13 protein-coding genes are annotated in these 12090 nt (G+C 64.3%); 3 read left to right on the forward strand and 10 right to left on the reverse strand.

The window, feature by feature from the left end; all coding sequences use genetic code 11:
• The first annotated feature begins 31 nt into the window (after positions 1-31).
• Complete coding sequence (locus GJV37_RS22100) at positions 32-718, forward strand: GntR family transcriptional regulator (protein ID WP_024764787.1); 687 nt, start codon at positions 32-34, stop codon at positions 716-718.
• Positions 719-868: 150 nt separating this feature from the next.
• On the opposite strand, the gene yjiA is transcribed toward GJV37_RS22100, so the two are convergent.
• The 4 genes from yjiA to GJV37_RS22120 form a co-directional block, all read right to left on the reverse strand.
• Positions 869-1867: a GTPase gene (gene yjiA, locus GJV37_RS22105; protein ID WP_193452954.1), complete on the reverse strand. Its 999-nt coding sequence runs from the start codon at positions 1865-1867 to the stop codon at positions 869-871.
• A 191-nt stretch (positions 1868-2058) separates the two neighbouring features.
• Positions 2059-2262 (reverse strand): YbdD/YjiX family protein, encoded by a 204-nt coding sequence (locus GJV37_RS22110; protein WP_015478970.1) that lies wholly within the window; start codon positions 2260-2262, stop codon positions 2059-2061.
• 12 nt (positions 2263-2274) lie between these two features.
• On the reverse strand, positions 2275-4341 hold the full coding sequence (locus GJV37_RS22115) for a carbon starvation CstA family protein (RefSeq protein WP_024764784.1): 2067 nt from the start codon (positions 4339-4341) through the stop codon (positions 2275-2277).
• Positions 4342-4529: 188 nt separating this feature from the next.
• Positions 4530-5039 carry a DUF3015 domain-containing protein gene (locus GJV37_RS22120; RefSeq protein ID WP_024764783.1) on the reverse strand — a complete coding sequence of 170 codons (510 nt, stop codon included), beginning with the start codon at positions 5037-5039 and terminating at the stop codon, positions 4530-4532.
• 179 nt (positions 5040-5218) lie between these two features.
• Between GJV37_RS22120 and GJV37_RS22125 the strand changes: the two genes are divergently transcribed.
• Complete coding sequence (locus GJV37_RS22125; protein ID WP_024764782.1) at positions 5219-5587, forward strand: PilZ domain-containing protein; 369 nt, start codon at positions 5219-5221, stop codon at positions 5585-5587.
• A 20-nt stretch (positions 5588-5607) separates the two neighbouring features.
• On the opposite strand, the gene radA is transcribed toward GJV37_RS22125, so the two are convergent.
• The 3 genes from radA to GJV37_RS22140 form a co-directional block, all read right to left on the reverse strand.
• Complete coding sequence (radA, locus tag GJV37_RS22130; RefSeq protein WP_024764781.1) at positions 5608-6987, reverse strand: DNA repair protein RadA; 1380 nt, start codon at positions 6985-6987, stop codon at positions 5608-5610.
• A 54-nt stretch (positions 6988-7041) separates the two neighbouring features.
• Positions 7042-7284 (reverse strand): hypothetical protein, encoded by a 243-nt coding sequence (locus tag GJV37_RS22135; RefSeq protein WP_024764780.1) that lies wholly within the window; start codon positions 7282-7284, stop codon positions 7042-7044.
• A 76-nt stretch (positions 7285-7360) separates the two neighbouring features.
• Positions 7361-7603 (reverse strand): HP1242/YdcH family protein, encoded by a 243-nt coding sequence (locus tag GJV37_RS22140; RefSeq protein ID WP_024764779.1) that lies wholly within the window; start codon positions 7601-7603, stop codon positions 7361-7363.
• A 185-nt stretch (positions 7604-7788) separates the two neighbouring features.
• Here GJV37_RS22140 and mscL point away from each other — a divergent pair, with 185 nt between their 5' ends.
• Positions 7789-8205, forward strand: a complete 417-nt coding sequence (gene mscL, locus GJV37_RS22145) for a large-conductance mechanosensitive channel protein MscL (RefSeq protein WP_024764778.1) — start codon at positions 7789-7791, stop codon at positions 8203-8205.
• 24 nt (positions 8206-8229) lie between these two features.
• On the opposite strand, the gene GJV37_RS22150 is transcribed toward mscL, so the two are convergent.
• The 3 genes from GJV37_RS22150 to GJV37_RS22160 form a co-directional block, all read right to left on the reverse strand.
• Complete coding sequence (locus tag GJV37_RS22150) at positions 8230-9780, reverse strand: TerC family protein (RefSeq protein WP_024764777.1); 1551 nt, start codon at positions 9778-9780, stop codon at positions 8230-8232.
• A gap of 230 nt (positions 9781-10010) precedes the next feature.
• Positions 10011-10787: a ferredoxin--NADP reductase gene (locus GJV37_RS22155; RefSeq protein ID WP_170858955.1), complete on the reverse strand. Its 777-nt coding sequence runs from the start codon at positions 10785-10787 to the stop codon at positions 10011-10013.
• A 120-nt stretch (positions 10788-10907) separates the two neighbouring features.
• Positions 10908-11900 carry a TRAP transporter substrate-binding protein gene (locus GJV37_RS22160; RefSeq protein WP_170858954.1) on the reverse strand — a complete coding sequence of 331 codons (993 nt, stop codon included), beginning with the start codon at positions 11898-11900 and terminating at the stop codon, positions 10908-10910.
• Between the last annotated feature and the right edge of the window lie 190 nt (positions 11901-12090).

Consider the following 12090-nt stretch of genomic DNA (forward strand, 5'->3'; position numbering starts at 1 on the left):
TTGACGGGTCAAGCAAGAGGCGGAGTCGCTCATGACGGAGAAGCACCCCGAATCCACGGTGGAACGCGTCTACCAAGGGGTTTACGAGGCGATCAGCAAGCGCAGCCTGCGCCCGGGCATGAAGCTCGGCGAGGCGGCATTGGCGGATTTGTTCAAGGTCAGCCGCACTTCGGTGCGCGCGGCGCTGAAACATCTGGAAGCGGATGGGCTGGTGTCCAGCGCGCTCAACAAGGGTGCATGGGTGGCGTTACCCAGCGACGAGGAGATCCGCTCCCTGTTCGAAACCCGGCGGCTGATCGAGATCGGTATCGTCAGCGAACTCTGCCGCCGCGCGGACAGCGCGATCATCCAGGACCTGCGCGACCACGTGGCGCTGGAAGAGGCGACCCACGACCACGACCACGCGCGGTTCGTCCATCTGCTCGGCGAGTTTCACCTCAAGCTGGCGGCGGCGCTGAACAACCCGGTGCTGCTGGATTTCTTCCGCAAGCTGATCGAGCGCGCCTCGCTCTATGCCACGACCCTGGACGACGACCAGCACGAGACCTGCCGCGGCAACGAGCACCAGCGGCTGATCGAGTACATCGAGGCGGGCAACCAGGCGGCGGCCATCGAGCTGACCTGCATGCACCTGAACGCCATCGAGCAGGCGATCATCAAGGCGGCGGGGAACCTTAAGGCGGATTACCACCCGCTCAAGCATCTGATTGGTGGCTGAGGGGCTGCCCGCACAAGAACATGGGGCTTGGGGTGCATAACCTGGAACAGGTTATCCACCAGATACAGTCCGGCGGATAACGCTGGCGCGTTATCCGCCCTACGAAAAGCGTGCAGAGAAAACGCCCGACTTCCAGCGGGCGTTCGTCATTCAGGCGGTCGGGCCGCCCGTGATGCGATCGAAGCCCCGGCGAATTTCCTCTTCAGGCAGGTTGTCGCCGATGAAGACGATGACACTCTCGCGCTGCTCGTCACCTTTCCACTCGGTATCCCAGTCGAATCCATAGAGCCGCAGCACGCCCTGGAACACTAGGCGGCGCTCCTCGCCGGCGATGTTCAATACGCCCTTGTAGCGCAGCAGCGAGTTGCCGTGCCATTGCAACAGGTCGTCCATGAACTCACTGAGACGTTCGATTTCCAGCGGCTGGTCGCTGCGCAGCACCAGGGTGGTGATGCGGTCGGTGGTAGTCGCCGCCGGGCGCACCGGGCGCAGCAACGGGCGCAGGCCAACGTCGGCGTTGAGGTTGAAACCGCGCACGTCGAGCAGGCGCTCCAGTTCGATGGTGCCGTGCACCACCGAGTGGATTTCGGCGCGCCGATTGATGCGCTGCAGGCGCTCGACCAATGCTTCGTATTGCTCCGGCGACACCAGGTCGCGCTTGCTCACCAGGATACGGTCGCCGAAACCGACCTGGGCCTGGGCGATCGCTTCCTGCAGGTGGCGGTCGGCATTGGCGGCGTCTACCAGGGTGATGATGCCGTCGAGCAGGTAGCGCTCGCGCAGGGTCTCGTCGACGAAGAAAGTCTGCGCCACCGGCGCCGGGTCGGCCAGGCCGGTGCACTCGATCACCAGGCGGTCGAAGTCCAGCTCGCCGTTGTCGCGGCGCTCCAGCAGGACGTAGAGCGCACGCTCGAGGTCGTTATTGATGGTGCAGCAGACGCAGCCGTTGGACAGCGTCGTCACCTGCACCGCATCGTCGCCGAGCAATTGGGCATCGATGGGCGTCTCGCTGAATTCGTTCTCGATCACGGCGATCTTCAGGCCGTGCTCGGCCTTGAGGATGTACTTGAGCAGGGTGGTCTTGCCGGCCCCGAGGAAGCCGGTGAGAACAGTCACCGGAATCTGCGGCACGCTTGCGGAATCGGTCATGGGAACATCCAGGCAATCGGAAAAGAAAACGGGCCGCGATCGCTCGCGGCCCGCATTTCTATTTATGAAACGTCGACGAGGCAGGCGAGGCAAGGCGCCAGTGGCCGGAAAAAGCGGAGTCTACTTCAGTAGATGAGCATTTTTCCGGCCGCTGGCAACGCAGCATCGGCCACGCAGCCAGTTTCATCGCATCAGCAGCAGCGGATCGGCCTCCCCTTGCCGCCGCCATAGCGCGCTTCCTGGCGCTCGCGGAAGAACTCCTCGTAGGTCATCGGAGTCTTGTCCGGATGCTTGTTCTGCATGTGCTGAACATAGGTGTCGTAATCGGGCATGCCAACCAGCATGCGCGCGGCCTGCCCGAGATACTTACCCATGCGGCTGAGGTCGTTGAACATGATGAACCTCCGTCAGGCGTCCGGGATCGGCTGGAACGGAGCTTCCTTGTCGGTGCGTTCCTTCTTGGTCCAGGCGCTGGCGCCCACCTTGATCGCGTACACCAGCACGCTGAACACCACCAGCAGGAACAGCACGGTGAGGCCGGCGTTGATGTAGGCGTTCATCATCACGTGCTGCATCTGGCCGATATCCTTGGCCGGGGCGATGATCTGCCCGGCGTCCAGGCCGGCGGAGTACTTCTTGCCCAGGGCGATGAAGCCCACGGCCGGGTTGCTGTCGAACAGCTTGATCAGGCCGGCGGTGGTGGTGCAGATCAACAGCCAGGCGGCCGGCAGGGCGGTGACCCAGACGTACTGCTGGCGCTTCATCTTGATCAGCACGACGGTGGCAAGCATCAGCGCGATGCCGGCGAGCATCTGGTTGGAGATGCCGAACAGCGGCCACAAGGTGTTGATGCCACCCAGCGGATCGACCACGCCCTGGTACAGCAGCCAGCCCCACAGCGCGACGCAGCCGCCGGTGCCGACGATGTTGGCGGTCCAGGATTCGGTCTTCTTCAGCGCCGGGACGAAGTTGCCCAGCAGATCCTGCAGCATGAAGCGCCCGGCACGGGTGCCGGCGTCCACCGCGGTGAGGATGAACAGCGCCTCGAAGAGGATCGCGAAGTGGTACCAGAAGGCCATGGTGTTCTCACCCGGCAGCACCTGATGAAGGATGTGCGCGATCCCAACGGCGAGGGTCGGCGCACCACCGGCACGGGCCAGGATGGTGGTCTCGCCGATGTCCTTGGCGGTCTGGGCCAGTACTTCCGGAGTGATGGTGAAGCCCCAGCTGCTGACGGTCGCGGCCACTGCGGTGACGTCGGTGCCGACCACGGCCGGCGGGCTGTTCATGGCGAAGTAGATGCCCGGCTCGATGACCGAGGCGGCAACCATCGCCATGATGGCCACGAAGGACTCCATCAGCATGCCGCCGTAGCCGATGTAGCGGGCGTCGGGTTCGCGGTTGAGCAGCTTGGGCGTGGTGCCCGAGGAGATCAGCGCGTGGAAGCCGGACACGGCGCCACAGGCGATGGTGATGAACAGGAACGGGAACAGGCCGCCCTTCCACACCGGGCCGGTGCCATCGGTGAACTGGGTCAGGGCCGGCATCTTCAGCTCCGGCGAGACGATCACGATGCCGATGGCCAGGGCGATGATGGTGCCGATCTTGAGGAAGGTCGACAGATAGTCACGCGGCGCCAGCAGCAGCCACACGGGCAGCACCGAGGCGATGGCGCCGTAGGCGATCAGCATCCAGACGATCTGCACACCATGGAAGGTGAACACCGGGGCCCATTCGGGGCTGGCGGCAATCTGGCCACCGAGCCAGATGGAGCCCAGCAGCAGCACGATGCCCACCACGGAAATCTCGCCGATACGGCCCGGGCGGATGTAGCGCATGTACACGCCCATGAACAGCGCGATCGGGATGGTCGCCAGTACGGTGAACATGCCCCACGGGCTTTCGGCCAGGGCCTTCACCACGATCAGCGCGAGCACCGCAAGGATGATGATCATGATCAGGAACGCGCCGAACAGGGCGATGGTCCCCGCCACCTGCCCCATTTCCTCGCGGACCAGTTCACCCAGGGAGCGCCCGTTGCGGCGGCTGGAGATGAACAGCACCATGAAGTCCTGCACGGCGCCGGCCAATACGACGCCGGCGATCAGCCAGAGCGTACCGGGCAGGTAGCCCATCTGCGCCGCCAGCACGGGGCCGACCAGCGGGCCGGCGCCGGCGATGGCGGCGAAATGGTGACCGAAGAGGATGTGCTTATTGGTCGGGACGTAGTCCAGGCCGTCGTTGTTGAGGACCGCAGGGGTCGCTCGATTGGGGTCCAGTTGCATCACCTTGGTGGCGATGAACAGGCTGTAGTAGCGGTAGGCGACCAGATAGATGGCGACGGCTGCGACGACGATCCACAGTGCGTTGATGGCTTCGCCGCGGCGTAGCGCCACGACTCCCAAGGCAAATGCACCGACTATCGCCACCGCCAGCCAGGCAAGGTGACGTAGCAGGCTGTTGTTATTGTTCATAGCGAGGCTTCCGACAGTTTGAAGGCGAGAATTCGCAGAAAAATTCTAGTCTTTTCCAGCGACCCATTCATACGACCTTAGTCTAGGGCGGTTACGCGCTTATTGCCGGAGGTCAACGCGTTCCGACCCTGGAGTCAGGAAATGAAAAGACCCGCCGAAAGGCGGGCCTTGGGTGGTGCACGGAGGGATCAGGCCGGTTGCTTGGCGTACTGCGCCAGTACCTGATCGCGGCTCATCACCGCCAGGGTGTTGTTCAGCACCTGCTCGCCGGTGGCGTCCTTGGAAGCGAAGATCTCCCCGAAATGCTGCTGGGTGACTTGAGCGAAGTGCGCGCGATCCTGCACCGGAATGCCCAGCAGAACAGCGTAGGCATCCAGAGCCTCGCCATGTCCCTGCGCCATGTTCTCGGCGATGTTGTCGAGCATGCCGTTCATGGCGAAGATCGAGCGGCCGCCGTAGGTGATGCGCTGGCTGGCGTCGCAACCGTTGGTACCGGAAGTCAGGCCGAAGGTGGCGTTACCCGAGGTGCCGTTGGTGGTGGTGGCCAGCAGGTGCGGGAACAGGCCTCGTTGACCGTCGAAGACCATGTTGCCCCAGCCGCAGCCCTTGCCGCTCTGGCCGGCTTCGTCCGCGTGCGCTGCCAGGCTGGCAACGCTGATAACCCCAAAGATCAGACCCTTGATGAGTTTATTGTCCATGCTCTGCACTCCGCAGTTGTAGTGGTTAGACGCACATGGAGCTTTGGCGAGGGTCAGCTGACTGTCAAACCCGCGCGAGCAGCGTCTGACGGACGAAACGTCAGCAACCGGTGTACGACGCGTCAGTAAGGGCTTACGTCTATAGTGAGGCGAAGCAGAAACGGCCGGAGAGCCACGACATGACTGACGATCACGACGAGCGCCGGCGCTTCCAGCGCATCGCCTTCGACGCCGGCACCGAGATCAGCCAGGGCGACCTGCGCTGGAAGGTGACGCTGCTGGACCTGTCCCTCCAGGGGCTGCTGGTGCAACGTCCGGAGCACTGGAACATAGTCGCGCAAGAACCGGTGCAGGTGCGCATCTACCTGGGCTTCGACGTCAACGTCTATATGGAGGCCGACCTCGCCTGGGAGCGTGAAGGCCTGCTGGGGTTCAACTGCCGGCACATCGACCTGGACTCCATCAGCCATCTGCGCCGCCTGGTGGAGCTGAACCTGGGGGACGAATCGCTGCTGGAGCGTGAGCTGATGTTGCTCAGCGAGCATTGAGCCGATCCTACAAAGAGCCTCTATTCGAACAACGCATCCAGCGCCTGCTCCAGGCGCGTTACGGCGATGACCTGCAGGCCGGGCGGTGACTCCTTGGGCGCGTTGCCCTTGGGCACGATGGCGCGCTTGAAGCCGTGCTTGGCGGCTTCCTTCAGACGCTCCTGACCACTGGGCACCGGGCGCACCTCGCCGGACAGGCCGACCTCGCCGAACACCAGCAACTGGTGATCCAGCGGCCGGTTGCGCAGGCTGGACATCACCGCCGCCATCAGCGCCAGGTCCGATGCGGTTTCCAGCACCTTCACCCCGCCGACCACGTTGAGGAATACGTCCTGGTCGTAAGTGGGGATACCGCCGTGGCGATGCAGGACCGCCAGCAGCATGGCCAGACGGTTCTGGTCCAGGCCCAGGGTCACCCGGCGCGGGTTGGCCAGGTGGCTGGTGTCGACCAGCGCCTGCACTTCCACCAGCATCGGCCGCGAACCTTCCCAGGTAGCCATGACCACGCTGCCCGGCACCGACTCCTGAGCACGGGTGAGGAAGATTGCCGACGGGTTGGAAACCTCCTTGAGTCCGCGGTCGGTCATGGCGAAAACACCCAACTCGTTCACCGCGCCAAAGCGGTTCTTCACCGCTCGCAGCAAGCGCAGGCGGCCATCGGATTCGCCCTCGAAATACAGCACGGTGTCGACCATGTGTTCCAGCACGCGCGGGCCCGCCAGCGAACCTTCCTTGGTGACGTGGCCGACCAGGAAGATTGCCGTGCCGCTCTGCTTGGCGAAGCGCACCAGCAGCGCCGCGCTCTCGCGCACCTGGGCGACGCCGCCGGGCGCGGATTGCAACTGCTCGGTGAAGATGGTCTGGATCGAGTCGATCACCATCACCTTGGGCTGCTCCTGGCGCGCCGTGGCGATGATGGTCTCGATGCAGGTCTCGGTCATGACCTTGAGCTTGTCTTCGGGCAGGCCCAGGCGGCGGGCGCGCATGGCGACCTGCTGCTGGGACTCCTCGCCGGTGACATAAAGCGCCGGCAGGCGCGTGGCGATGTTGCAGAGGGTTTGCAGAAGGATGGTGGACTTGCCGATACCGGGGTCGCCGCCGATCAGCACCACCGAGCCGTCGACCAGGCCGCCGCCCAGGGCACGGTCCAGTTCCGCCGAGGCGGTGGAGAAGCGCGGCATCTCCTCGACGCTGACTTCGGCGAGGGTCTTGATGTTGGCCTGCTGGCCAGCCCAACCGCCGCGGCCGGAGCTGCTGCTGCCAGAGCCACCGGTGGGCGTGGTGTCGATGACGGCCTCGACCAGTGTGTTCCAGGCGCCGCAGTCAGGGCATTGCCCGGCCCATTTGGGATAGGTGGCGCCGCACTCGGTGCAGCCGTACATGCGCTTGGCCTTGGCCATGGGCGGACTCCGTCAAAGACAAAGCCCGCATCATAGCCAATCGGGCCAGGCGCTTCAGCTCGCCAGGCGGCGGTACTGGCTTTCCATGTCGTGCTTGAGGCTTTCGCGGCGCATCAGCAGCGAAGCCAGCGTGCAGTCGGGGCGTTCTATGCCCTCCTCCACGCGGCCGATGCGCTGATCCAGCAATTCGTACTGCAACTTCATGCGCACCAGGCGCTCCTGGGCACGCAGGGCTTCGACATTACGCTTGCAGGGCTTGGTGACGGACTTGCCAGAGGACGAAATGACTTTACGCATGGCGGTGGCACCGGTTGGAAAAGGATGACAGGAGCCTACGCCTTGCTCCATCCAACACCCTTGACTCTGGTCAAGCTCAACCGGATCGCTTGAGCAGGTCGGCGATCTCGTCCTTCAGTGTCACGCGTTGCAGTTTGAGGGAGTTGAGAGCGAGATCGTCCATCGCTTCGCGGCCGTCCTCGATGTCGTAGATCTTCCTGTCCAGTTCCTCGTAGCTGGCGGCCATGCGGGTGAAATTGGCGTCTTTGCCGTGCAAGCGGGTCATCAGGGCCTTCTGCTCGGGAAATTCGCGGGACAGCGGATGATGTTCGAGCGGCATGGCGGGCCTCCTTTTGTGGATCCGTGGGCGTAGATGGGTTGCCCGGTAAGCCTAGACCAGGTTGTGAACCCGCCCAGCGCCGCCGGTCATACGGTGTGAATTGGACGCCACCGGGGTGTTCAGACGACGACAGGCCGCTAAACTGCGCCTGTCCCTCTCTATCTTGCGTAACAAGGAGTCAGTGCATGAGTCTGCTTAGCGAATTCAAGGCCTTCGCCGTCAAGGGCAACGTCGTCGACATGGCCGTCGGTATCATCATCGGCGCCGCGTTCGGCAAGATCGTCTCGTCCTTCGTCGGCGACGTGATCATGCCGCCCATCGGCCTGCTGATCGGAGGCGTGGACTTTTCCGACCTGGCGATCACGCTCAAGGCCGCCGAAGGCGACGTGCCCGCGGTGGTCCTGGCCTACGGCAAGTTCATTCAGACCTGCCTGGACTTCATCATCGTCGCCTTCGCCATCTTCATGGGCGTGAAGGCGATCAACCGCCTCAAGCGCGAAGAGGCCGTGGAGCCCAGCGTTCCGCCGGTGCCGACCCCCGAGGAAACCCTGCTGACCGAGATCCGCGACCTGCTCAAGCAGCAGAACAACCGCGCTCCCTGAGCAGATCGCTGACCATCAGCCGGGTCAGGCTGGCGGCGTCAGCAGCACGCGGCCTATGCGCCGCTCGCTGACGTCCGTCACTTCCAGGCGCCAGCCGCCCAGCTCCAGCGTGTCTCCCTTGGCCGGCAAGCGGCCAAGGTGCTTGAGCGCCAGCCCGCCGAGAGTCTGGTACTCCGCTGTCGGGCGCGCGTGGAAGCCGACCCGCTCGGCGAGCGCACTCAGCGTCACCGCACCGTCCACCCGGTAGCCAGCGGCATCGGGCTCGATATCAGTGCCGGAGACTTCGCTGGCATCGGGCAGCTCGCCGGCGATGGCCTCCAGTACGTCGGTCATGCTCAGCATGCCTTCGAAGCCGCCGAACTCGTTGACCACGAAGGCCAGGTGGGTCGAGGCCTCGCGCATCAGTTCCAGCGCGCCCAGCACGGTGCTGCTGTCCGGAAGGCTCAACGGCTCGCGCAACAGCGGCAGGATGTCCAGCTCTCGGCCCTGCAACAGGTCCGCGAACAGTTCCTTCTTGTGCACATAACCCAGCGGCTCGTCGATATTGCCTGCGCGGATCACCAGCAATCGGGAGTACGGCGACTCCAGCAGCGCGCGGCGGATGTCCTCCGGGCTGTCGGCGACGTCCACACGGTGCATCCGCTGGCGGTCGATCATCACGGCTTTCACCGGGCGCTCGGCCAGGCCCAGCACGCCACTGATCATCACCCGCTCGCGGCGGTCGAACGGCGCCTCGCTGCCCTCCGCCGGGCCGACCAGGTCAGCGATCTCCTCGCCCACCTCGTCGGCATCCACCCTGCCACCCATCAGGCGCAGCACGGCGTGCGCGGTGCGCTGGCGCAGGCCGCGTTGCCCACGCTGGCTCTTCTGGCGCTTCCAGCGCACCAGCTGGTTGGCCATCTCGATCAGCAGGCTGAAGCCGATGGCGGCGTACAGGTAGCCTTTCGGGATGTGGAAGCCCAGGCCTTCGGCGGTCAGGCTGAAGCCGATCATCAGCAGGAAGCCCAGGCAGAGCATGATTACCGTCGGGTGCTCGTTGACGAAGCGGGTCAGCGGCTTGCTCGCGACCATCATCAGGCCGATGGAGAAGATGACCGCGATCATCATCACTTCCAGCTGGTCGACCATGCCCACGGCGGTGATCACCGCGTCGAGGGAGAACACCGCGTCCAGCACCACGATCTGCGCCACTACCGGCCAGAAGGCGGCATAGACGCGCTTGCCATTGGAAGTGTGCACGCGGCCTTCCAGGCGCTCGTGCAGCTCCAGGGTCGCCTTGAACAACAGGAACAGGCCACCGAACAGCATGATCAGGTCACGGCCGGAGAAGCTCTTGCCGAATACTTCGATCAACGGCTCGGTGAGCGTGACCAGCCAGGAAATGCTCGCCAGCAGGCCCAGGCGCATCAGCAGCGCCAGCGACAGGCCGATCAGCCGCGCGCGGTCGCGCAGGTGCGGCGGCAGCTTGTCCGCGAGGATCGCGATGAAGACCAGGTTGTCGATGCCGAGCACCAGCTCGAGCAGGATCAGGGTGAGCAGGCCAAGCCAGGCCGTGGGGTCCATCAGCCATTCCATGTGGACTCACCTCGCTGGGTGCGCGCCATGGCAGGCCGGGAAGCAGCATCCGCGAGCGCGGGTGCCGGGGGAGGTTCGCCGATCACCGGCTCTACGGGGGTAGGCACCGGGGTCGGCTTCGTACTTTGACTGTCCATCGAGGTCCGAAAAAGGGGAAACGGACGCCTATCCTAAGGGCAAAGACGGGGTGCCCTCAGCGGACAATCTTTTCAAAATCTATCGAGCGACACTTACCAATAGTTTTCCACGGCGATCTGGCCGGGCTTGCGCGTCAGCGCCAGGCTCATGCCGCGGGCCTTCAGCACCGCACGGGTGTCCTCGATCATCTGCGGGTTGCCGCAGAGCATCACCCGCGAATGCTCAGGGTTGAGTTCCAGCCCGGCGGCGCGTTCCAGCTCGCCGTTCTCGATCAGCGTGGTGATTCGCGCATTCAGGCAGCCGGGCACCTGCTCGCGGGTGACCACCGGAATGAACTGCAGCTTGTGGATATGTTCGGCCAGGTGCTCCATCGCGCCGAAGCTGGCGATCAGGTCGCGGTAGGCCAGCTCCTTTTCCTCGCGGGCGCTGTAGACCAGCTTGATGGTCTCGAAGCGCTCCCACACCTCGAAGTCCTGCAGGATCGACAGGAACGGCGCCAGGCCGGTGCCGGTGGACAGCAGCCACAGGTCGCGACCATCGGGGAAGCGATCGAGTGTGAGGAAACCGAAAGCCTGGCGATCCACCAGCAACTGGTCGCCGACGCGCAGGCGGCTGAGCTCGCTGGTGAATTCGCCGCCCGGAACGACGATGGAGAAGAACTCGAGGAAGTCGTCGTGGGGAGCCGAGACCATCGAATAGGCGCGCCAGACGATGCTGCCGCTGGGCTTGTACACGCCCAGGCGGGCGAACTGCCCGGCGCGGAAGCGGTAGCCGCTGTCGCGGGTGGTGCGCAGGGTGAACAGGCTCGGGGTGAGCGTCTGCACCTCCACCAGGGTCTGGCGGGTGAACTTCTCTTCGCTGGCGGTCATCGTCCGCTCCTTTGCAGGCAACGGTCCATTTTCCCGTATTCAGGGCGATAGAAACACCCGCAAGGCTTGTGGCTATCCGGGGAGATCGCCACAAGCCTGCTCCAGATCACTGCCAGGGGATCAGTGCTTGCGGTTTACCACCTGGGCGGCGCGCAGCACGTCGGTGCCGATCTCCCCTTCGAACTGCTTCCACAACGGCTGCATGGCGGTGCGCCAGGCATCACGCTCGGCCGGCGTCAGGGCGATGATGCGCGCCTTGCCGTTGGCCACCACATGGTCACGTTCCTTCTGGTTCAGCGCTTCGGCGTCCTTGTTCACCTCGACGGTGACCTCTTCGATGATGCTCTCAAGTTGGGTGCGCACCGGGTACGGCATGCTGTTCCAGAACTTCTGGTTGCTGATCACCATGTAGCTGAGCACACCGTGGTTGGTCTCGGTGATGAACGGCTGCGCGGTATCCAGCTTCTGGCTGCCGATGTTCGACCAGGTGTTCTCGGTGCCCTGCACCTTGCCGTCCTGCAGCGCCTTGAGGGTCTCGGCGAAGGGCATCTTCACCGCCGTGGCATCGAGCAGGCCGAACTGCGCGTTGATCACCGAGGACGGCTGGATGCGGAAGGCCAGACCCTTGGCATCGGCTGGCGCGCGCAGCTCGCGGTTGGCGGAAAGCTGCTTCATGCCGTTGTTCCAGTAGCCCAGGCCGTAGATGCCCGAGCGCGCCATGGAGTGCAGCAGCTCACGGCTCTTGTCGCGCTTCTGGAAGCGCTTCACCGCCTCCAGGTCATCGAACAGGAACGGCAGGTCGAAGACCTCCAGCTGCTTGGTGTAGCCCTCGAACTTCGACAGCGATGGCGCCAGCATCTGCACCTTGCCGTCCTGCAGGGCCTGCAGTTCGTCGGCATCGCCGAACAGCGTGGAGTTGGGGTATACCTCGACCTTCACCTGGCCGGCCAGGCGCTCCTCCACCAGCTTCTTGAACAGCAGCGCGCCACGGCCCTTGGGCGTGTCGTCGGCGACGACGTGGGAGAACTTGATCACGATGGGCGCATCGGCGAAGGCCGCTGGAGCCACGAGGAAAAGGGCGGACAGGGCCACCCCGAGCAACGACTTGTACATCGACATCCTTATGCAATGGCAATAGCCCGGCGCGCGAACGAGCGTCGCGTGTCGAGGATTCGTGAAGACTTGGAGTGGTGGCCGTCGGTCGGCGGAGCGCAGCTCCGGGATCGGGCCCTACCGGGTCGCCTGGAGCGCCCGGTTATTATTGGGAGGCCGCCGCGCAGCGATGCAAAGACGACAGCGGGCG

Origin of the sequence: Pseudomonas nitroreducens (genome assembly GCF_010994165.1) — a bacterium.
GTDB classification, from domain to species: Bacteria; Pseudomonadota; Gammaproteobacteria; order Pseudomonadales; family Pseudomonadaceae; genus Pseudomonas; species Pseudomonas nitroreducens.